This window comes from Streptomyces sp. NPDC059852 (genome assembly GCF_042731455.1).
Lineage (GTDB): Bacteria > Actinomycetota > Actinomycetes > Streptomycetales > Streptomycetaceae > Streptomyces.
In genome coordinates, this window is the sequence record NZ_JBHWJK010000005.1 from 295,021 (window position 1) to 314,934 (window position 19,914).

Below are 19,914 nucleotides of genomic sequence, written 5' to 3' on the forward strand. Positions count from 1 at the left end.
ACTGGAGGGACCACGGGGTAGGAGGCGCTGCATGAAGACGATCAGTCGCTGGCTCGCCTCTCCGTGGCGGCGCTCGGCCATCGCCGCACTCCTCGGCGCCCTGCCCGTGCTCGCCTTTCCCCAGCCCTCGCTGTGGTGGTTCGCGTATGTCGCGCTGATCCCGTGGATCGCGTTGCTCCGCGGTGCGCCGACGGGCCGGCGCGCGGCACACGACGGCTGGTGGGGCGGGTTCGGCTTCATGCTGGCGATGCACCACTGGCTGCTGCCGAACCTGCACGTCTTCACCTTCGTCATCGCCGCCCTGCTGGGCGCGCTGTGGGCGCCGTGGGGCTGGCTGGTGCACCGTCTGCTCGGCGCGGGGCAGGCGCCGCCGCGGGCCACGGCGGCGCTCGTGCTGGTGCCGTCGGGCTGGCTGCTGATCGAGCTGGTGCGCTCCTGGCAGGGCCTCGGCGGGCCGTGGGGCGTGCTGGGCGCCAGTCAGTGGGAGGTGGGCCCGGCGCTGCGGCTCTCCTCGGTGGGCGGGGTGTGGCTGATCAGCTATCTGGTGGTCGCGGTCAACGTGGCGCTCGCCGTGCTGCTGACGGAGCGTGCGGCGCGCGTTCCTGCGGTGGCCGGGCTGACCGCGGCGGCCGTGGGCACGTCGGCGGCCTGGATGTGGGCGCCGCGCCCCGACGTCGACGAGCGGGCGCGGATCGCGGTCGTGCAGCCGGGCGTCGTGAAGGGCCCGGACGCGCGGTTCGACCGCGAGGAGCGGCTGACCCGCGAACTGGCGGGGCAGAACGTCGATCTGGTCGTGTGGGGGGAGAGCAGCGTCGGTTTTGACCTGGCGGACCGGCCGGACCTGGCGCGCCGGCTCGCCGCCCTGTCCCGTGAGACCGGCGCGGACGTCCTGGTGAACGTGGACGCGCGGCGCTCCGACCGGCCCGGCATCTACAAGAGCTCGGTCCTGGTCGGCCCCGACGGGCCGACCGGTGACCGCTACGACAAGATGCGGCTGGTGCCGTTCGGCGAGTACATCCCGCTGCGCTCCGTGCTGGGCTGGGCGACCTCGGTCGGCAAGGCGGCCGGCGAGGACCGCAGGCAGGGCACCGAGCAGGTGGTGATGGACGCCGGGCACGGGCTGCGCGTCGGCCCGATGGTCTGCTTCGAGTCCGCCTTCGCCGACATGAGCCGGAATCTCGCGGACGACGGCGCCGAGGTGCTGGTCGCCCAGTCGGCGACGTCGACGTTCCAGCAGAGCTGGGCACCCGAGCAGCACGCCTCGCTGGCGGCGCTGCGGGCCGCCGAGACGGGCCGGCCCATGGTGCACGCGACGCTGACCGGGGTGTCGGCCGTGTACGGCCCGGACGGGGAGCGCGTCGGGTCCTGGCTGGGGACGAGCGAGAGCGCGAGCGCCGTCTACGAGGTGCCGCTGGCGGACGGCGTGACGCCGTACGTCCGGTTCGGCGACTGGCCGCTGCACGCGGCGGTGCTGATCGTCGCCCTGTGGTGTCTGGGCGAGGCGACACGCGGTCTGCGGCCCCGGTTCAGGCGGCCTGCTCCTGAATCGCCCGTACCACCCGCTCACACAGTTCGTGAGTCGCCAGGGCGTCCCTGGCGCTGAGCACCTTGCCGGCCCGTACGGCGTCGAGGAAGGCCCGCGCCACCTGCTCGATGCCGCGCTGGCGGGCGACCGGCACCCAGTCGCCGCGCCGCCGCACGGTCGGCTGGCCCTTGTGGTCGACGACCTCGGCGAGATTCAGGACCTGCCGCTTGGTGTCCTGCCCGGAGACCTCCAGGATCTCCTCGGCGGAACCGCTGAGCCGGTTCATCACACCGAGCGCGGTGAAGCCCTCCCCGGAGAGCTGCAGCACGACGTGATGGAGCAGCCCGCCCTCGGTGCGGGCGCGCACGGTCACGTCGTCGACCGGGCCGGGCACCAGGAAGCGCAGGGTGTCCACGACGTGGATGAAGTCGTCGAGGATCATCGCGCGCGGTTCCTCGGGGAGCCCGACGCGGTTCTTCTGCATGAGGATCAGCTCGCGCGGGTGGTCGGCGCACTGCGCGTAGCCGGGGGCGTAGCGCCGGTTGAAGCCCACCGCGAGGCTCACGCCGCGCTCCTCGGCGAGTGCCACCAGCCGCTCGGAGTCGGCCAGCCGGTAGGCGAGCGGCTTGTCGACGTAGGTCGGCACCCCGGCCTCCAGCAGCCGGGTCACGATCTCCGGGTGCGCCACGGTCGACGCGTGCACGAACGCGGCGTCGAGCCCGGCGGACAGCAGCGAGTCGAGGTCGGCGTGGCGCTGGGCGTCCGGGAGGTGCAGACCGTCGGCGACGCGGGTGAGCGTGGCGGGCGTACGGGTCTGGAGGTGCAGTTCGACCCCCGGCTGGACCCCGAGCACCGGCAGGTAGGCCTTCTGCGCGATGTCACCGAGTCCGATGCAGCCGACCTTCACGGGGTGTGCTCCTTGGGTGGTTGCCGTCCGGGGTCTTCGGGGCAGCATACGGCGCCTGCGGCGGCCGCCAGTCGGCGATGCCCTCGAAGCCCTTCAGGAACAGCAGCGGCGCCGCCTTGGACACGGCGGCCAGCGCGGTGTTCCGCAGGGCGACGCCCGCTCGGCCGGTCATCATGTTCAGCCGCGCGACCCGGACGGCCTGGCGGGCGATGGCCGTCGTCCGCGGGAGGCGGGCGGCGGTGTAGGCGGCGAGATCGCCGGCGTGGTGGGCGAGGACGACCGCGTCCTCGACGGCCTGGTTGCCGCCCTGCCCCAGGGTCGGCGGCATGGCGTGGGCGGCGTCGCCGACGAGGGCGACCCGGCCGCGGTGGTAGGCGGGCAGGGGCTCGGCGATGTGGTGCACGTCGTGCCGCAGGACGTCGTCGGGGCGGGCGGCGGCGAGGATCGCGGGGACCGGGGCGTGCCAGTCGCCGTAGCGGCGCAGCAGCTCGGCCTTCTCGTCGTCGGGGGCCCGTCCTCCGGCCGGGGTGACGGCGGCGGCGTAGGCGTACACGCGTCCGTCCTTCAGCGGATGGGAGCCCCAGATACGGCCCGGTCCCCAGGTCTCGTGGGAGGCGAAGTCGGCGCCGGGCACGGGGATCACGAGCCGCCAGGTGGTGAAGCCGGAGTAGACGGTCCCGGGGTGGCCGGGGAAGAGCACGCCCCGTACGGCGGACCGGATGCCGTCGGCGGCGACGACGAGCTCGGCCTCCAGCTCGCCGTCGGGGGTGCGCACGCGGGCCGGGCGTCCGGCGTCGCCGGGGTCGGTGAGCGTGGCCGCGGTCCCCGTGCGTACGGCGCTCGCCGGGAGCCGTGCGGCGAGGCTGGTGACGAGGGTGGCGCGGTGCAGCAGCACGAGGGGGCCGCCGAAGCGCCGGGTCACGGCGTCGGCGTCGGTGTGCGCGAGCCAGCGTCCGGACGGCGTGCGCAGGCCGCCGTCGCCCTGCCAGGCGGCGAGGTCGCGGATCTCGTCACCGGCGCCGATGACGTCGAGGGCGCGCAGTGAGTTGGGGGCCAGGGAGATGGCGGCGCCGACCGGTTCCAGGCTGGGGGCCCGCTCCAGGACGGTGACGGCCCAGCCCCGCTGGTGCAGTGCGGCGGCCGCGGTGAGGCCTCCGATACCACCGCCGATCACGACGGCCCGCCTCGTGGGTGCCATGGCTCCTCCAATGGAGACGTCAGCTCTGACTACAGGTGTAGTTCCCTGTGTCTCGACCGTACTACAGACGTAGTGAGCCCGGTAGGTTGACTCCATGCCCGTACGCACCCCGTCCGCCGCCCGCGCCGATCTCGTCGCCGACACCGCCCTCGCACTGCTGGCCGAGCGCGGCATGCGCGGGCTCACCCATCGGGCGGTCGACGAGGCGGCGGGGCTGCCGCAGGGCTCGACGTCCAACGTGGCCCGCACCCGGCAGGCCCTGCTGGAACTGGCGGTGCGCCGGCTCGCCGAGCGCGAGGCACGGGTGCTGGCCCTGGAGGAGATGCCGGACCCGCGCGGCGGCCTCGACGCCCTGACCGACGGACTGGCCCTCGCGACCCACCGCTCGCTCACCCGCAACCGCGAGCTGACGCTGGCCCGCTATGAACTGGCCCTGGAGGCCACGCGCCGCCCCGAGCTGCGGACGTACTTCGACGCGACGGGCCGCCGCTTCCGCGACCAGCTCGGCGCGCTGCTGACCGCCGCGGGCTCACCCGCTCCCGCCCGGCATGTGCTGTCCCTCGCCGCCTGGGCGGACGGTCTGATGTTCAGCTGTGTGGCCGGCTCCTTCAGCACCGAGGTGCCGAGCCTGGACGAGGTCCGGGCCGGACTGCGCGAACTGCTCGCCGGGATGTCCGGCACCTGACCCTCGCCGGGAAACTCCTGGTCACCGAAGCCGAGTTGGGCGATCATGCTCCGATGACGACCGAACGCCATGAACCCCCCACGACCGCCGACGAGCGCACCATGCTGGAGGGCTGGCTGGACTACCACCGGCAGACCCTGGCGTGGAAGTGCGAGGGCCTGACCGAGGAGCAGCTGCGCACCGCCTCCGCCGAGCCGTCCGAGCTGACCCTGATGGGACTGGTCCGGCACATGACGGAGGTGGAGCGCAGCTGGTTCCGGCGGGTCCTCGCCGCCGAGGACGCGGGCCCGGTCTACTACAGCGACACCGACCCCGACGGCGAGTTCCACCTCTCCCCCGCCGACTCCTGGAAGGACGCCTACGCCGGCTGGCAGGCGGAGATCGACCGGGCCCGGCAGCACGCGGCGCGCTTCGGCCTGGACGACATCTCGGAGGGCGCCCACGCCCGCACCGGCGAGCGCTACAACCTGCGCTGGATCTACACGCACATGATCGAGGAGTACGCCCGGCACAACGGCCACGCCGACCTGCTGCGCGAGCGGATCGACGGCGCGACCGGCGAGTGACGTCATCCTGAAGGAGCCGGGGCCGCCCGTACGGGGCCGTTGATCACCCGTGCGGAGCAACCTGCGCCTGTCCGCCCTCCGGCCGGCCCCGGCACCCACCAGAGTGGAGCGGGTGCATCGATCGACGACCACCGCGACCCTTCTGGTCACCGCGGCCGTCTCGGCCCTCACCGGCTGTACGACGGTCCAGGCCCCGGCGGCCCCCGCACCCCGGGCGACACCCGCGCGGCCCGCCCCGCTCCACCCCACCGGGCACAGCCGGCCCGAGGTCGTGCAGGCGCCGGCCTCCGAGGCGCTGGCCCTGATCGGCCCGTCCCGCCGCCCCGGATCGGCGAGCTCCGCCACGCCGACGGCACCGTCGCACACCTCCCGGCCGGCCCCGGCGGCCCCGCGCCCGCAGCCGCAGCGGCGGACCCCGCACCGCCCCGCCCCCGGCCCCGACGCCCCACGGGAACCCCGTGTCACCGTGCCGGACATGGCCCGCCGGCTCCCCGGCGAGGCCGGAGGGAACGCCGACGTGTGCGCCCTCGGCCGGAGGTACGGCGGCTGGCGGGCGGACAGCCAGGAGGCACGGATCTGCGACCAGGCGTACGGCCGGTGAGCCGGACCGGCGACGACACCGGGCGGCCGCCCGGACGGACGCGGCACGGGGCCGCCTGACCGGGATCGCCGGTACGGGCGGCTAGCGTCGGCGGGAACCCAGCCGACGAGGGCCCGGAGGACGCGGTGACGGAGCGACAGGAGCGCACGGCATCCGATGCCCTGCTGACACGGATCGGGCAGGTCGTCCTGCTGCACCACGCCGGTGACCGCGAGGAGGCCCGGCGCCGTCTGCTCGACCTGTGGACCGAGCTGGGCGCGGACGGCGACCCGCTGCACCGCTGCACCCTGGCCCACTACCTGGCCGACACGCACGACGATCCCGTCGACGAACTGGCCTGGGACCTGCGGGCGTTGACCGAGGCGGAGAGCGCCGGCGGCGCGGGGCCCGCCGGGACCTCCGGGAGCGCCCCCGCGCTGAAGGCGCTGTACCCCTCCCTGCATCTGAACCTGGCGGCCGACTACGTCAAGCTCGACCGCGCCGAGGCGGCACGGGCCCATCTGCGCCGGGCGCGGGGCGCGGCGGGCGCCCTGGGGGACGACAGCTACGGGGACGGGGTGCGGGCGGAGATCCGCCGGCTGGAGCGGCGCCTGGGCGACACCCCGTAGCCGACGGCCTGGGGATCAGCCCAGGTCAGGAATGCGCCAGTCGATCGCCTCATGGCCCTGCCGGGCCACGGCCTCGTTGATCTGGGTGAAGGGACGCGAGCCGAAGAACTTCCGCGCCGACAGCGGCGAGGGGTGGGCGCCCTTGACGACCACGTGCCGTGTCTCGTCGATGAGGGGGAGCTTCTTCTGCGCGTAGTTCCCCCACAGGACGAACACCGCGGGGTCGGGGCGGCTCGCCACCGCCCGGATCACGGCGTCGGTGAACTTCTCCCAGCCCTTGCCCTTGTGCGAGTTCGCCTCGCCGGCGCGGACCGTCAGCACGGCGTTGAGCAGCAGGACGCCCTGCTGGGCCCAGGGCATCAGATAGCCGTTGTCGGGGACGGGGAGGCCGAGCTCCTCCTGCATCTCCTTGTAGATGTTGCGCAGCGACGGCGGAGTCTTCACCCCGGGGCGGACCGAGAAGCACAGGCCGTGGCCCTGGCCCTCGCCGTGGTACGGGTCCTGGCCGAGGATGAGTACCTTGACCTTGTCGTACGGCGTCGCGTCGAGGGCGGCGAAGACCTCCTCGCGCGGCGGGTAGACGGGACCCTTCGCCCGCTCCTCCTCGACGAACTCCGTCAGCTCCTTGAAGTAGGGCTGCTGCAGTTCGTCACCCAGAACCCCGCGCCAGGACTCGGGCAGCATGGCGATGTCGGTCACGTCAACTTCCTTACGGTGTGCGGTGGACGGTGTGCGGTCCACGCGGCCGGTGGCCGCTGTCGGTTCTCCGAACCTACAGGCGCCCACTGACAATCGCCTCGCGGACCGCACGTCCCGGCCGGTGCTCCGGTGAAGGGCGTGACTACCAGCTCGTCTTGCGGTACAGCTCGCCCACCATCATGATCGTCGACGGGTCGAGGGCCCGCTCGGAACCGGAGATCTCGGTGCTGGAGGCCACGTACTGGCGGCCCTGCCACAGCGGCAGCAGCCGCGCGTCGTCGACGAGGATGCGCTGGGCCTCCTCGAAGTCCTTGACGACGTTGGCCCGGTCGCTCTGGGCGCGGGAGCTGGGCAGCAGCGTCTCGGTGATCTTCGGCGTCACATAGGGCGTGCCGAGGGCGTTCTGGTCGCCGACGAAGGGCGCGATGAAGTTGTCGGCGTCCGGGAAGTCGGGGAACCAGCCGCGCCCGAACACCGGGTACTCGCCCTTCTGGTAGCCGGAGACGTACGTCTTCCACGGGCGGCTCTTGAGGGTGATCCGGAACAGCCCGGACTTCTCCAGCTGGCGCTTCAGCTCGGCGAACTCGGCCTTGGTGGCCGAGCCGTAGCGGTCGCTGGTGTACCAGAGGGTCAGCGCCACGGGGGTCGTGATGCCCTCCTCCGTGAGGATCTTGCGGGCCTTGGCCTTGCTGGGGTCGCCGAAGTCGTCGAAGAACCCGGTGGTGTGGCCGGTCAGGCCCTTGGGGACCATCGAGTACAGCGGCTCGACGGTGTCCTTGTAGACCTTGTGGGCGATGGCCGGGCGGTCGACGAGCTGGGCGATGGCCTTGCGGACGGCGGTCTTGCCGGCCGTGGGGTCCTTCGGGTTGAACACCAGGTAGTTGATCTCGGTGCCGAAGCCCTCGGTGATCTGGAGCTCGTCCTTGTCGTCGGCCTGGAGGTCGACGATGTCGTCGGCGGCGAGACCGCGGAAGGCGACGTCGAGCTCCTTGTCGCGCAGCGCGCCGACCATGGTGGGCGAGTCCTGGAAGTAGCGGATGGTGACCGCGTCGTTCTTGCGCTCGGCGTACCCGTTGTAGGTGTCGTTCTTGACGAGTTCGGCCTGCTTGCCCTCGTCGTACGACTGGAGGGTGTAGGGGCCGGACCCGACGATCGAGCGCTCCTCGCGCAGCTTGCCGGCCGGGTACTCCTCGGGGTCCACGATCGACATGGCGGGGGTGGCGAGCACGAACGGGAAGGTCGCGTCGGCCTTGTTGAGGTGGAATACGACCTCACGGTCGTTGAGCACCTGGACGCGGTCGAGGCTGCCGAGCAGACCGGCCGGGCCGCCGTTGACGTTGATCTTCCGGATGCGGTCGATCGAGTACTTGACCGCCTGGGCGTCGAGCTTGTGCCCGTCGGAGAACTTCAGACCCTCGCGCAGTTCGCACTGGAACTTCTTGTTGGAGCCGTCCGTGAACCGGCACTCCTCCGCGGCGTCCGGTTCGGGCGCGCTCGCCCCGGAGGGGTAACTGAGCAGCGTCTGGTAGATGTTGCGGAACAACTCCCAGGAACTGTCCCAGGCCGCAGCGGGATCGAGGGTGCTGGGGGCGGCCGTCGTCCCCACGATGATCGGTCCCTGCTCCTCCGAGGAGTCGGACGAGAGGACGCCGCATCCAGCCACCAGGGACGTTATGGACGCGATGGCCGCCACCTGCCGCAGGCGTCGGATCCGCTTGAACACGCGCACGCTCCTCGATCTGCCATACCAAGGGTCGGCAAAACATACCGCAGGCTCACGGCCTGTGAACCTCTCGTCTTGGGAGCACTTTTGGGCATGTGGTTTGACTACGTTGTCAGTGAGTCATCGATCGTGCGATACACCGAAAAGGGCGCCCCTGTCGTACAGCGGCGCCCTTGTCGTACCGGCGGATGACCGTGCCGGAGCGGTGTGGATCAGCCCACGCCGGCGTTGAGGAAGATGCCGCCGTCGACGACGAGCGTCTGCCCGGTGACCCAGTCGGACTGGCCGGAGGTGAGGAACGCGGCGGCGCCGCCGATGTCGGACGGCACGCCGAGGCGGGCCAGCGGGTAGGCCGCGGCAGCCTCCTCCTCGCGCCCCTCGTACAGGGCCTGGGCGAACTTCGTCTTCACCACGGCCGGCGCGATGGCGTTGACCCGCACCCTGGGCGCGAACTCGTGCGCGAGCTGCTGGGTGAGGTTGATCAGCGCGGCCTTGCTGACGCCGTAGGCGGCGATGAACGGCGAGGGCGCGATGCCGGCGACGGAGGCGATGTTGACGATCGCGCCGCCGTTCTCCTTCTGCCAGGCGTGCCAGGTCTTCTGCGCGAAGCCGAGCGCCGAGATCACGTTGGTCTCGAACACCTTGCGCGCGACCCCGAGGTCGAGGTCGGCGATCGGCCCGAAGACCGGGTTGGTGCCGGCGTTGTTGACGAGGAAGTCGAGCCGGCCGAAGGCCTCCATGGCGCGCTCGACGGCGACGGTCTGGTGGGCCTCGTCGTGCGCCTTGCCGGCCACGTACACGGCCCGGTCGGCGCCGAGCTGTTCGACGGCCTCCTTGAGGGCGTCCTCGTTGCGGCCGGTGATGACGACGCGGTCGCCGCGGGCGACGAGCGCCTCGGCGACGCCGTAGCCGATGCCTCGGCTGGCGCCCGTGATCAGGGCGACCTTGCCGGAGAGTGCGGGCAGTTCAGTCATGTCGGTGTCTCCCCGGTCCTAGTCGAGCGGTCCGCCGGCCACGTACAGCACCTGGCCGGAGACGAAGCCGGCGGCCTCGCCGGTGAAGAAGGCGATGGCGTTGGCGATGTCCTCGGGCTCACCGACGCGGGCCACCGGGATCTGGGTGGCGGCGGCGGCCTTGAAGTCCTCGAAGCCCATGCCGACCCGGTCGGCGGTGGCCTTGGTCATCTCGGTGGCGATGAAGCCGGGGGCGACCGCGTTCGCGGTGACGCCGAACTTGCCGAGCTCCTTGGCGAGGGTCTTGGTGAAGCCCTGCAGACCGGCCTTGGCGGCGGAGTAGTTGACCTGGCCGCGGTTGCCGAGCGCGGAGGACGACGAGAGGTTGACGATCCGGCCGAAGCCCGCGTCCACCATGTGCTTCTGGCAGGCCTTCGACATCAGGAAGGCGCCGCGCAGGTGCACGTTCATGACGGTGTCCCAGTCGGAGACGCTCATCTTGAACAGCAGGTTGTCACGGAGCACACCGGCGTTGTTGACGAGGATCGTCGGGGCGCCCAGCTCCTCGGCGATGCGGGCGACGGCCGCCTCGACCTGCGCCTCGTCCGACACGTCGCAGCCGATTGCGAGGGCCTTGCCGCCGGCCGCGGTGATCTTCTCCACGGTGTCCTTGCAGGCGGCCTCGTCGAGGTCGATGACGGCGACCGCGCGGCCCTCGGCGGCCAGCCGTACGGCGGTGGCGGCGCCGATGCCGCGCGCTGCGCCGGTGACGACGGCGACCCGCTGCTCAGTGGTGGACATCAGTGACTCTCCTCAGGTGAGCGACCGCTTAGTACCTTCGATGCAGGTGACGCTAGAAGTCCTGGCACGCGGTGTCAACGGCCACCGCGCGCATGTGATCCATCACCCGTCCCGTCACCGCACCAGCCGGTCGAGCAGCCGTTCGGTCTCGGCCGCCGGGTCGAGGGTCAGCCCGGTGTGCACCGGCCCCGGCTGCACGACGGTCGAGCGGGGCGCGATCAGCCAGCGGAAACGGCGTCCCGCGTCGTCACCGGCGGCCTGCCCGGCCTCCTCGGCGGTGCCGCAGACCCGCTCGACCGCGTCGAGGGCGGCCTGTACGCCCGCCACGTCGGCGTCCGGGTCCAGGGCGAGCAGCCGCCGCTCGTCCAGGTGGGTGCGGGCACCCAGATAGCCGCGGGCCCGGCAGTACACAAGGACACCGGCGTTGACGCACTCGCCGCGCTCGACGCGCGGGACGACCCGCAGCAGGGCGTACTCGAAGACGTCCCGTTCGTTGGCCTCGCCGCCACGGATGATGTGGCGCTCGACGACGTGGCCCGCCATGTGGATGTGCCGCTCGCTCACGCGACCTCCTCAATCCCGGTGATGCGCTCGTGGACGCCGGCCGCGCGCGCGAGCAGCGGCCGGACATAGGCCCGTCGCAGGTCGTCGGCGGTGTCGAAGCCGGGCTCGCCGGCCAGCCAGGCGTCGGGGATCTCCGCGGTGACCTCTGTCAGCAGGTCCTCGGTGACGCGGGGCGCGAGGTCGGCCGCGGCGGCCGCGACGTCGGGCGCGAACCGGGCCAGGGCGTGGTCCGAGGCGTCGTAGGGGCGGGCGGCGGAGGCGTCGGCGCCGGGCCAGTTGTGGTGCCAGATCATCGTGGCGCCGTGGTCGATGAGCCACAGTTCGCCCTGCCACATCAGCAGGTTGGGGTTGCGCCAGGAGCGGTCGACGTTGTTCACCAGCGCGTCGAACCACAGGACACGGCCCGCCTCCTCGGCGCTCACCTCGAAGGCGAGCGGGTCGAAGCCCAGCGCGCCGGAGAGGAAGTCCATCCCGAGGTTGGTGCCGCCGCTGGACCTGAGCAGGTCCTGCACCTGCTGCTCGGGCTCGCCGAGCCCCAGCACCGGGTCGAGTTCCACCGTGACCAGCCGGGGGACCCGCAGGCCGAGGCGGCGGGCGAGTTCGCCGCAGACGACCTCCGCGACGAGTGTCTTGCGGCCCTGGCCGGCCCCGGTGAACTTCATGACGTAGGTCCCGAAGTCGTCGGCCTCGACGAGTCCCGGCAGCGAGCCGCCCTCACGCAGGGGCGTGATGTAGCGGGTCGCGATGACTTCCTTGAGCATCGCCCCAGGTTACTGGCGCCGGGGCGCGGGTCCGGGGCCCGGTGCGCCGCCGCGCCGACAGCGGACCGACAGTGGCCGACAGCGGACCGACAGCTCCCCTTTACCCGCGCCCTAGGTCCGGCACGACAGGATTTCCGCAGCGTCTGAACAGGGGGTCCTCAGGGACCGTACCTCTCGGCAGATCACGAGTGACCGGAAGGAAACGTCAGCATGACCAGCGAATCAGTTCAGCCGATGCCGGGCCCGAGCCGCCGTACCGTCGTGGCGGCGGTGGGCGCGGCGGGGCTCGCCGTCGCGCTGACCGCGTGCGGGTCCGAGGACGAGGCGTCGGGCTCGTCCACGGAGCAGGGAGCGGCGGCGGGCGGCGGTGCCGCCCTCGCCAAGACGGCGGACATCCCGGAGGGCGGCGGCAAGGTCTTCGACGCCGAGAAGGTCGTCGTCTCGCAGCCCGCGGCCGGTGACTTCAAGGCGTTCTCGACGATCTGCACCCACCAGAAGTGCCCGATGACGGACCTCAAGGAGGACACGCTCTCCTGCGCCTGTCACGGCAGCCAGTTCTCCGTCCTGGACGGCAGTGTGAAGAAGGGCCCGGCGACCCAGCCGCTGGAGGAGAAGAAGGTCAGCGTGTCCGGGGACTCGATCACGCTGGCCTGACGCGCGGCGCCCGCGCGAGCTGGTCCCGCACCTCGTCCGTGGTGACGTCGGTGGCGACGAGCGCGAGGGCGCGGGCGATCGTCGCGGGGGTGCATGAGGAGGGCACCCCCGCGATGGCGTCCCGCGGCACGACCACGACGTAGCCCCGGTTCTCCGCGTCGAGGACGGCGTGGGGCACGGCCACGTCGGCCGAGACGCCGGCGACGACGAGCGTGCGGCGGCCGAGGTTGCGCAGCAGGGCGTCGACGCCGGTGCCCTGGATCGGGCGTCGCGGCCGGCGCCACGGCCGTCCGGGCACCGTCGGGGCCGAAGACGACTCATCCTTTTCTGACGTGATGTCAGAGGATCTCTCCTCTGGCACGACGTGGGAGAAGAGGGGGCCGTATGACCGTCACTCAGCGCCGTGGCCGGAAGATCATGATGTCGCCGGGCGAGCTGGACGCGTTCCTCACCGAGCAGCGCACCTGCCGGGTCGCCACGGTGTCCGCCGACGGCTTTCCGCATGTCAGCGCCCTGTGGTTCGCCTGGGACGGCACGTCGCTGTGGCTGTACTCGGTGGTCCGCAGCAAACGGTGGGCCGATCTGCGCCGCGATCCGCGGGTGGCGATCGTGGTCGACACGGGCGAGGAGTACGAGCAGCTGCGCGGGGTGGAGCTGTCCGGCACCGTCGACTTCGTGGGCGAGGCCCCGCGCGTGGGCGAGCTGTGCGCCGAACTCGACGTGCCCGAGACGCTGTTCGCCCGCAAGAACTTCGGCATCGAGGAGATGCCGCACGACGGGCGGCACGCCTGGATCCGGCTGACCCCGGAGAAGATCGTGTCCTGGGACTTCCGGAAGCTGGGGTCGGCGTAGCGAGCCCGTCAGACGGCCTCCGCCGCCGAGCGCAGGGCCTGCACCGCCGCCCTGATCGACGGGCGGCGGTCCGCGTCCGCGCGCCAGACGGCGTAGATGTGCCGGTGGACGCTCTCGCGCACCGGCACCGCCCGCACGCCGGGCGGCATGGGGTCGCGGCCGAGGCGGGGCGCCACGCAGACGCCCAGTCCGGCGGCGACGAGGGCCAGTTGGGTGTGGTGCTCCTCGGCGCGGTGGGCGATGCGGGGCTCGATGCCCTCGGTGCGCAGGGTGTAGAGCAGCCACTCGTGACAGAACTCGCCCTCGGGCCAGGCGACCCACTCGTCGTCCGCGAAGTCCTCCATGGTGACCTCGGCGCGCTCGGCCAGCGGATGCCCCTCGGGCATGGCGATCTCCACGCGGTCCTTGAGGATGGACGCCTTCGCCAGTCCCTCGGGCATCGGCAGGGGCTTGTTGTACCAGTCGAGGACGACGGCGAGATCGGCGTCCCCGCGGACCACGGCGGCGACCCCACCCTCGGGCTCCAGCTCCCGTGACCGCACGCGCAGCGCCGGGTGTTCGGCGCGCAGGGCCGTGAGCGCGGCGGGGAAGAGCCCGCGCAGGGCGGTGGGGAAGGCGACGAGCCGCAGCTCGCCCACCACCTGGCCGCGCTGCGCCTCCAGGTCGGACTGGGCCAGTTCGACCTGGGACAGGATGCGCGCCGCGTGCTCGGCGAGCAGCCGCCCCGCGTCGGTGAGCCGCACTCCCCGGCCGTTCTTGGCGAGCAGCCGCTGGCCGACCTCGCGCTCCAGCTTGGACATCTGCTGCGAGACGGCCGAGGTCGTGATGTGCAGCCCCTCGGCCGCACCGCTGACCGAGCCGTGCCGGGCGAGGGCGTCGAGGGTGCGCAGGCGCTCCAGGTTCAACATGTAAGCGATGCTACGAGATAGCGTGCGCGAAATCTCGCTTGTGCTACGAGATCATAGTGCCGCATCGTAGGACCATGACCACCGCCACCACCGCGCGCACGCCGGCCGCGGCTCCGGACCTGCCCCGCTCCCGCACCCGCCTCGACTGGCGTCTGCGGTTCGCCGCCCTCTCGCTGATCTGGGGCTTCAGCTTCCTGCTGATCAAGGTGGGCACCGACGGGTACGCGCCCTTCCAGGTCACGCTGGGCCGGCTGGTGTTCGGTACCGCGGTGCTGGCGGCGGCGATGGCGGTCAAGCGGGAGCGGCTCCCGCGCGGGGCGCGCACGTGGGGGCATCTGGCGGTGGCCGCCTTCCTGCTGAACGCGCTGCCGTTCTCGCTGTTCGCGTACTCCGAGCTGACGATCCCCTCGACGCTCGCCGGCATCTGCAACGCCACCTCGCCGCTGTGGGGCATGGCCCTGTCGATGGTCGCCCTCTCCGAGGACCGGCCCACGCGCGTGCGGGTCGCCGGACTGGGAATCGGTTTCGTCGGCGTGCTGACGGTGCTGGGCGCCTGGCAGGGCTTCGACGGGCTCGACGCCAGGGGGACGGCGATGGCCCTGCTGGCCTCGCTGAGCTACCCGATCGGCTGGATCTACGTCCGCCGCACCCTGGCCGGGAACGGCTCGTCCCACCTGGCCCTGACCGGCGCCCAGTTGCTGCTGGCCACGCTGCAACTGGCGATCGTCACCCCGCTGTTCACGTCCCTCCCGTCCCGGTTCCCGCTCCTCCCCCTCCTGGCGGTGGTCGCCCTCGGGGCGCTCGGCACGGGACTCGCGGTGCTCATCCAGTACGGCTTGGTCGCCGAGGTCGGTCCGACGACGGCCCAGATGGTCACGTACTTCATCCCGGTCATCGCCACGGCGGCGGGGGTGGCCGTCCTGGGTGAGTCCCTCGCCTGGTCGACGCCGGTCGGAGCGGTGATCGTCCTGGCGGGCGCGGCGCTGACACAGGTGAAGCGGGGCACCTGACCCGGCGAAGGCGCCCCCCGGGTCTCAGACGTGGCTCCGCACGGGTGCCCGGCCCACCGCCGCCGCCACCGCGTCCGCCAAGGGTCCGGCTTCCTCCGGGCGCAAGGTCGACGTGGTGATCCGGATGCCGGGCGGGGCCGCCGTGCGGAAGCGGGCGCCCGGGGCGACCGCCCAGCCCGCGTGCAGCAGCCGGGACACCGCCCCGGTCTCGTCGGGCACCGGCACCCAGACGTTGAGGCCACTGCGCCCGTGTCCCTCGATCCCCCGCTCCGCCAGGGCCCGCAGGAGCAGGCCTCGCCGCTCACCGTACGCCGCCGCCACGGCCGCCGGGTCGTGTCCGCCGTCGGTCCACAGCCGTACCACCGCCCGCTGCACCAGCCTGCTGACCCAGCCGGCCCCGAGGCGCTGCCGTCCGCGCACCCGGTCCACGGTGACGTCGTCGCCGGTGAGCACGGCGAGGCGGAGGTCCGGGCCGTACGCCTTGGCGACCGAGCGGACGAACGCCCAGTGCCGGGTCCCGCCCGCGAGGGGGTGCAGGGGCAGGTCGACGATGCCGTGCCCGTGGTCGTCCTCGATCAGCAGGACGTCGGGGTGGTCCCGCAGCACGGAGCGCAGGGCACGCGCGCGTGAAGCGCTCACCACGGCACCGGTGGGGTTCTGCATGCGGTCCGTGACGATGAGGGCCCGCGCGCCCGAGGCGAGGACGCGCCGCACGTCCTCGGGCAGCGGTCCGTCGTCGTCGACGCCCACGGGGGCGAGCCGCAGACCGAGCGCCGGGACCAGATCGAGCAGGGCGCCCCAGCCCGGGTCCTCGACGGCGACGGTGTCTCCGGGCTTGAGGTGGGCCTCCAGGACCCGCTCGATGGCGTCCAGGGAGCCGGACAGGACGGCCGACGGCCCGGACGGCACCCCGTCGGCGTCGAGGGCGGCCCGCGCGAGGCGCGCCAGCTCCGGCTCCACGGGGTCGGCGCCGTACAGGACGGGCTCCCGGTCCCCCTGTTCACCGGCGGCCGCGAACGCCCGCGCGAGCGACGGCAGCAGCGCCGGGTCGGGGTTGCCGCTCGCCACGTCCCGGACACCCTCGGGCACCTCGACCCCGGTGTACTCACGGCCGGTCGTGGCGGGCCTGGGCCGTACCCGGCTGCCCCGCCGTCCCGCGGTCTCGATGACTCCGCGCTCCCGCAGGATGCGGTAGGCGGCGGCGACGGTGTTGGGGTTCACCCCGAGACCGGCCGCCAGCTCCCGCATGGGTGGAAGCAGTTGACCGGGCTCCAGGTCGCCCGTACCCACGCCGCGCTCGACGCTCGACGCGATATCCGTCGCGCGCCGCCCTTCGATCCGATATTCTCCTAGCACAAACAACATTATGCACTAGTGCAATGGAGAGCGCCATGCAGGTGACCCAGCAGCCGACCCCACCGCCCGGCGCCTACACGCCGACGGACCGCACCGTCCCCACTCGCTCCGCGGAGCGGGCGTCCTACGACAGGGAGTTGGTGCACGCGATACTCGACGAGGCGTACGTGTGCCATCTGGGGTTCGTCCGCGACGGCGCCCCGGTCGTGCTGCCCACCCTGTTCGCCCGCGTCGGCGAGACGCTCTACGTCCACGGCTCGACGGGCTCCCGCCCGCTGCGGATGACCGGCGAGCCGGACCCCGGGCTGCCCGTCTGCCTGACGGTCACGCATGTGGACGCGCTGATCCTCGCCCGCTCCGCCTTCCACCACTCGATCAACTACCGCTCGGTCGTGGTGCACGGCACCGCCCACCAGGTGACGGACCCCGAGGAGAAGCGGATCGCCCTGGACGCCCTGGTCGACCACGTCGTGCCCGGCCGGTCCGCGGACTCCCGGCCCGCGAACAAGAAGGAGCTGGCGGCCACCGCGGTGATCCGTCTCGACCTGGACGAGGTCTCCGCCAAGCTCCGCACCGGCGGCGTCAACGACGAGCCCGAGGACCTGGCCCTCCCCCACTGGGCCGGTGTGGTCCCCCTGCGCAAGGGCTACGACACCCCGGTCGGCGACCCGGCACTCGCCCCCGGCACCGCTCTCCCGGACTACCTCGGCACCCACTGAGCACCGAGCCGGCCAGGGGGCCCCGCGCGACGGCGGGGCCCCCTGGCTCACGCCGGGCGCGGGCGGTCCCGTCGGGCTCCCCGGGCCTCGGCCAGCGCGAGCCCGACGACGGACCCGAGCATCAGCAGGGTGCCCAGGCAGGTCGCCGCGGTGAGCTGCTCACCGAGCAGGAGCACCGCCAGCACCGCCGCGCTGACCGGCTCGAGCAGCATGATCACGGACACGGTGGCCGAGCGTACGGCGGCCGCGCCCGCGAAGTAGAGGGCGTACGCGAGCGCCGTCGGCACCGCCGCGATGTACAGCAGGAGCCAGCCGACCCGGGCGGGCTCGGCCGCGTGCGGCACGAGACCCTCCGCCAGCGCGAACGGCAGCAGGCACACACTGGTCACCGCGAAGGCCCACACGGACGTGGAGGCGGCGTCGGCCCCTCCGTCCCGGCCCCACTTGCGGGTCAGCAGCGTCATCACGGAGTACCCGGCCGCGGACAGCAGCGCCAGCAGCACACCGGCGGGCCGTACGGTCGCCCCGGAGTCGCCCAGAGCCATCACGCCGAGCCCGGCGAGCGCGCCGGCCACGGCCGCCACTCCCCCGCGCCCCAGCCGCTCGCCCAGCATCAGCCGGGCGCCGAGCGCGATGAACACGGGACCGGCGCCGAGCGTGACGACGGTGCCCACGGCGAGGCCCGTCGCCTCGACGGCGGCGAAGTAGGCGGTCTGGAAGACGGCGAGGCCCAGGCCCGTGGCCCCGGCCCGCAGCACCTTGCGCCGCAGCGGCGCGGGGGTGGCCGCGCGGGTACGCGGACGCATGGCGTGGACGGCGAGCAGCAGCAGGAAGCCGACCGCGCAGCGCCAGAAGGACAGCGTGACCGGCCCCATGTCACTGGCCCGGTAGACCAGGGAGGCGGCGGCGCCCGCGGTGCCCCAGGCGGCACCGGCGACGGTCAGGAAGAGCAGGCCACGCCCGACGGGCAGGCCGGACAGAGCGGTGTTCGACACGAGTGGTTCTCCGCAGACTTGCGAAACGGTGGAGGACCCGGCTCAGCGGGGTCCGGAGGACGCGTCTGCGGGCAGCACGGCACCGCCCGGCGCGGCCGGGCGGACGATCCGGAGGGCCCGCCTCAGGCGGCCGGAGGCGGAAGAACGCGTGTCATCGGCATGATGGGGCACCTTAGGCGACGTTTTCCGGCTCGGACAACTCGGATTCGACCCCGCCGGACGCGACCGGTCCGGGCGCCCCTTTCGCCGGTGCCGACGACTGCGCGATGAAGGCGCCGGCCAGGACGACGGCACCGCCGACGATCTGCGGGGCGGACAGGTGCTCGCCGAGCAGGAACCAGGCCAGCACGGTCGCGATGACCGCCTCCAGACAGGCGACGACCCCGGCGACCTGCGGCGAGAGCCGTCGTACCGAGACCACGCCCGTGACGTAGGCGACGACGGTGGCGAGCAGGACGATCCAGGCCAGCAGCAGCACGGCCGGGACCGGTGTGCCGTCCATGTGCGCGGTGCCGCCGAGCACGCCCCAGTCCATCGTCCACGGGCGGGCGACGACGGTGAGCACGGCGGCGCCGACCAGGAGGCCGTACGCGATGACCCCGAGCGGGTCGGGGGCGTCGGCGCCGGAGTCGCTGCCCTGGTCGGACAGGACGAAGTAACCGACCTGGCAGCAGGCGGCGCCGAGCGCGAGGAGCAGGCCGAGGGCGTCGAAGCCGAGTCCCGCCCAGACCTCGACGACACAGGCGAGCCCGCCCACGGCGAGAACCACGCCGACGGCGGCGGCACGGGTGACGGGCCGCCGCTGCACGAACCGGACCCAGCCGAGGACGAGCGCCGGCGCCAGGTACTCCACGAGCAGCGCGACCCCGACCGGGATACGGGAGATGGAGGCGAAATAGAACGCCTGCACACCGGCCACGCCGAGCAGTCCGAACCCCGCGAGCAGGGCGGGCCGGCGACGGACCAGGGCCCGATGGCGCACGGCCAGCGGCAGCATCACGAGGGCCGCGCCGGCCACCCGCAGCCACACCACGTGGAGCGGGTCGAGCCCCGCCTCGATCAGCGGCTTCGCCGCCACACCGGACCCACCGAAGGCGATCGCCGAGCCGATCGCCAGACCGAGCCCGATCCCTTTGCCGCGGCCGGCCAGGCCGCTCTCAGACGTGCGCACCGGCACATGATGACAGGCGTTGACATGAGCGTCATCCCCGGTGACACCTGTCTCGTTGGATGGACACGGGGGGACACGACCTAGTACGCGCCCTCGACGCCGGGCGCGCCCTGCTCGCCGATGCGGGCCCGCAGCTCGTCCACGTCGACACCGGAGCGGCCCAGCACCTCCACGGCGCGGGCCCTCGGGTCCCGTACGAGCGCCCCGAGCAGATCGGCTCCCCGGGCCAGCGGGTCGCCGCGGCGGGCGGCGCGCAGGCGGCAGTCGTGCAGCGCGTCCGCGGCGAGCGGGGAGAGGCCGTCGCCGTCCGGCACGACCGGCACGGCCCCCGAGTCCTCCACGGTGCCCTGCCAGCGCAGGCCGTAGCCAATGCTGCGCTGGACGAGGTAGCCGAGCAGACGGGCGACCTGCGGTCCGTCGCCGAGGACGGCGTGGACGTCCGGGTCCTGTTCGAGGAGCGAGTGCAGCAGATGGGCCGGGTCGACGTGCCGGTCCCGGTCCCGGACCGCGCGGCGGCGGGCGCCGGAGACCACCGCCGCCAGCTCGTCGCTGAGCCGGGCGGTGTCCTGGCGCCGGGAGTCCTCCTCCTGGGGGGACTGCCGGGGGATACGGGGCTGCACATGTTCACCCCATCAACTGTTTCGGGGCTCGGCATCCA

At 73.0% G+C, this 19,914-nt stretch carries 22 protein-coding genes and 1 pseudogene; 9 read left to right on the forward strand and 14 right to left on the reverse strand.

Annotated elements, in window-relative coordinates; genetic code table 11:
• Positions 1–31 precede the first annotated feature (31 nt).
• Positions 32–1,603: an apolipoprotein N-acyltransferase gene (gene lnt, locus ACFV46_RS09390; RefSeq protein WP_385497642.1), complete on the forward strand. Its 1,572-nt coding sequence runs from the start codon at positions 32–34 to the stop codon at positions 1,601–1,603.
• Here the strand turns inward: lnt and ACFV46_RS09395 are convergent.
• Both ACFV46_RS09395 and ACFV46_RS09400 read right to left on the reverse strand, forming a co-directional pair.
• A complete protein-coding gene (locus tag ACFV46_RS09395) occupies positions 1,527–2,432 on the reverse strand; it encodes a Gfo/Idh/MocA family protein (RefSeq protein ID WP_385497643.1) in 906 nt (301 codons plus the stop codon). The two genes, lnt and ACFV46_RS09395, sit on opposite strands and share 77 nt — an antisense overlap.
• Positions 2,404–3,630, reverse strand: a complete 1,227-nt coding sequence (locus ACFV46_RS09400) for an FAD-dependent monooxygenase (protein WP_385497645.1) — start codon at positions 3,628–3,630, stop codon at positions 2,404–2,406. Before ACFV46_RS09400 ends, ACFV46_RS09395 begins: the two co-directional genes overlap by 29 nt.
• A 94-nt stretch (positions 3,631–3,724) precedes the next feature.
• On the opposite strand from ACFV46_RS09400, the gene ACFV46_RS09405 reads away from it, so the two are divergent.
• From ACFV46_RS09405 to ACFV46_RS09420, 4 genes are all read left to right on the forward strand, one after another.
• Positions 3,725–4,315, forward strand: coding sequence for a TetR/AcrR family transcriptional regulator (locus ACFV46_RS09405; protein WP_385497646.1), 591 nt, complete (start codon positions 3,725–3,727; stop codon positions 4,313–4,315).
• 53 nt (positions 4,316–4,368) lie between these two features.
• Positions 4,369–4,881 (forward strand): DinB family protein, encoded by a 513-nt coding sequence (locus tag ACFV46_RS09410; RefSeq protein WP_385497648.1) that lies wholly within the window; start codon positions 4,369–4,371, stop codon positions 4,879–4,881.
• Positions 4,882–4,993: 112 nt separating this feature from the next.
• A complete protein-coding gene (locus ACFV46_RS09415; protein WP_385497649.1) occupies positions 4,994–5,482 on the forward strand; it encodes a hypothetical protein in 489 nt (162 codons plus the stop codon).
• Positions 5,483–5,607: 125 nt separating this feature from the next.
• Complete coding sequence (locus tag ACFV46_RS09420; protein ID WP_361933350.1) at positions 5,608–6,090, forward strand: hypothetical protein; 483 nt, start codon at positions 5,608–5,610, stop codon at positions 6,088–6,090.
• Positions 6,091–6,105: 15 nt separating this feature from the next.
• Here the strand turns inward: ACFV46_RS09420 and ung are convergent, their stop codons facing one another.
• The 6 genes from ung to ACFV46_RS09450 form a co-directional block, all read right to left on the reverse strand.
• Positions 6,106–6,789, reverse strand: a complete 684-nt coding sequence (gene ung, locus ACFV46_RS09425) for a uracil-DNA glycosylase (protein ID WP_376728397.1) — start codon at positions 6,787–6,789, stop codon at positions 6,106–6,108.
• A 142-nt stretch (positions 6,790–6,931) separates the two neighbouring features.
• The gene (locus tag ACFV46_RS09430; RefSeq protein WP_361933355.1) at positions 6,932–8,512 is read right to left on the reverse strand and encodes an ABC transporter substrate-binding protein; all 1,581 of its coding nucleotides are present in this window, start codon (positions 8,510–8,512) and stop codon (positions 6,932–6,934) included.
• Positions 8,513–8,724: 212 nt separating this feature from the next.
• Positions 8,725–9,486: an SDR family oxidoreductase gene (locus tag ACFV46_RS09435; protein WP_385497651.1), complete on the reverse strand. Its 762-nt coding sequence runs from the start codon at positions 9,484–9,486 to the stop codon at positions 8,725–8,727.
• 18 nt (positions 9,487–9,504) lie between these two features.
• On the reverse strand, positions 9,505–10,266 hold the full coding sequence (gene fabG / locus ACFV46_RS09440) for a 3-oxoacyl-ACP reductase FabG (protein ID WP_361933361.1): 762 nt from the start codon (positions 10,264–10,266) through the stop codon (positions 9,505–9,507).
• A gap of 114 nt (positions 10,267–10,380) precedes the next feature.
• On the reverse strand, positions 10,381–10,830 hold the full coding sequence (locus tag ACFV46_RS09445) for a DUF3037 domain-containing protein (protein ID WP_385497652.1): 450 nt from the start codon (positions 10,828–10,830) through the stop codon (positions 10,381–10,383).
• Positions 10,827–11,591: a HipA family kinase gene (locus ACFV46_RS09450; RefSeq protein WP_361933366.1), complete on the reverse strand. Its 765-nt coding sequence runs from the start codon at positions 11,589–11,591 to the stop codon at positions 10,827–10,829. Before ACFV46_RS09450 ends, ACFV46_RS09445 begins: the two co-directional genes overlap by 4 nt.
• Before the next feature lie 210 nt (positions 11,592–11,801).
• On the opposite strand from ACFV46_RS09450, the gene ACFV46_RS09455 reads away from it, so the two are divergent.
• A complete protein-coding gene (locus ACFV46_RS09455) occupies positions 11,802–12,245 on the forward strand; it encodes a Rieske (2Fe-2S) protein (RefSeq protein ID WP_062668155.1) in 444 nt (147 codons plus the stop codon).
• On the opposite strand, the pseudogene ACFV46_RS09460 reads toward ACFV46_RS09455, so the two are convergent.
• Positions 12,232–12,510 (reverse strand): annotated as a pseudogene (locus ACFV46_RS09460) (cysteine hydrolase family protein); the annotation flags it as partial. The gene ACFV46_RS09455 and the pseudogene ACFV46_RS09460 overlap by 14 nt on opposite strands.
• Positions 12,511–12,629: 119 nt before the next feature.
• Between ACFV46_RS09460 and ACFV46_RS09465 the strand changes: the two are divergent.
• Complete coding sequence (locus tag ACFV46_RS09465) at positions 12,630–13,097, forward strand: pyridoxamine 5'-phosphate oxidase family protein (RefSeq protein ID WP_361933371.1); 468 nt, start codon at positions 12,630–12,632, stop codon at positions 13,095–13,097.
• Between the two features lie 8 nt (positions 13,098–13,105).
• Here ACFV46_RS09465 and ACFV46_RS09470 read toward each other — a convergent pair whose 3' ends face one another.
• Positions 13,106–14,005, reverse strand: a complete 900-nt coding sequence (locus tag ACFV46_RS09470) for a LysR family transcriptional regulator (RefSeq protein WP_361933373.1) — start codon at positions 14,003–14,005, stop codon at positions 13,106–13,108.
• Positions 14,006–14,079: 74 nt separating this feature from the next.
• On the opposite strand from ACFV46_RS09470, the gene ACFV46_RS09475 reads away from it, so the two are divergent.
• On the forward strand, positions 14,080–15,015 hold the full coding sequence (locus ACFV46_RS09475) for a DMT family transporter (RefSeq protein ID WP_361933376.1): 936 nt from the start codon (positions 14,080–14,082) through the stop codon (positions 15,013–15,015).
• Positions 15,016–15,039: 24 nt separating this feature from the next.
• Here ACFV46_RS09475 and ACFV46_RS09480 read toward each other — a convergent pair whose 3' ends face one another.
• Positions 15,040–16,371: an aminotransferase class I/II-fold pyridoxal phosphate-dependent enzyme gene (locus ACFV46_RS09480; RefSeq protein WP_376728395.1), complete on the reverse strand. Its 1,332-nt coding sequence runs from the start codon at positions 16,369–16,371 to the stop codon at positions 15,040–15,042.
• A 35-nt stretch (positions 16,372–16,406) separates the two neighbouring features.
• Between ACFV46_RS09480 and ACFV46_RS09485 the strand changes: the two genes are divergently transcribed.
• The gene (locus tag ACFV46_RS09485; protein WP_283289681.1) at positions 16,407–17,090 is read left to right on the forward strand and encodes a pyridoxamine 5'-phosphate oxidase family protein; all 684 of its coding nucleotides are present in this window, start codon (positions 16,407–16,409) and stop codon (positions 17,088–17,090) included.
• Between the two features lie 47 nt (positions 17,091–17,137).
• On the opposite strand, the gene ACFV46_RS09490 is transcribed toward ACFV46_RS09485, so the two are convergent.
• The 3 genes from ACFV46_RS09490 to ACFV46_RS09500 all read right to left on the reverse strand — a co-directional run bounded on the left by ACFV46_RS09490 (position 17,138) and on the right by ACFV46_RS09500 (position 19,876).
• Positions 17,138–18,085, reverse strand: coding sequence for a DMT family transporter (locus ACFV46_RS09490; RefSeq protein ID WP_376728394.1), 948 nt, complete (start codon positions 18,083–18,085; stop codon positions 17,138–17,140).
• A gap of 172 nt (positions 18,086–18,257) precedes the next feature.
• Complete coding sequence (locus ACFV46_RS09495) at positions 18,258–19,262, reverse strand: DMT family transporter (RefSeq protein WP_361933385.1); 1,005 nt, start codon at positions 19,260–19,262, stop codon at positions 18,258–18,260.
• A gap of 74 nt (positions 19,263–19,336) precedes the next feature.
• Complete coding sequence (locus ACFV46_RS09500) at positions 19,337–19,876, reverse strand: Clp protease N-terminal domain-containing protein (RefSeq protein ID WP_385497653.1); 540 nt, start codon at positions 19,874–19,876, stop codon at positions 19,337–19,339.
• Between the last annotated feature and the right edge of the window lie 38 nt (positions 19,877–19,914).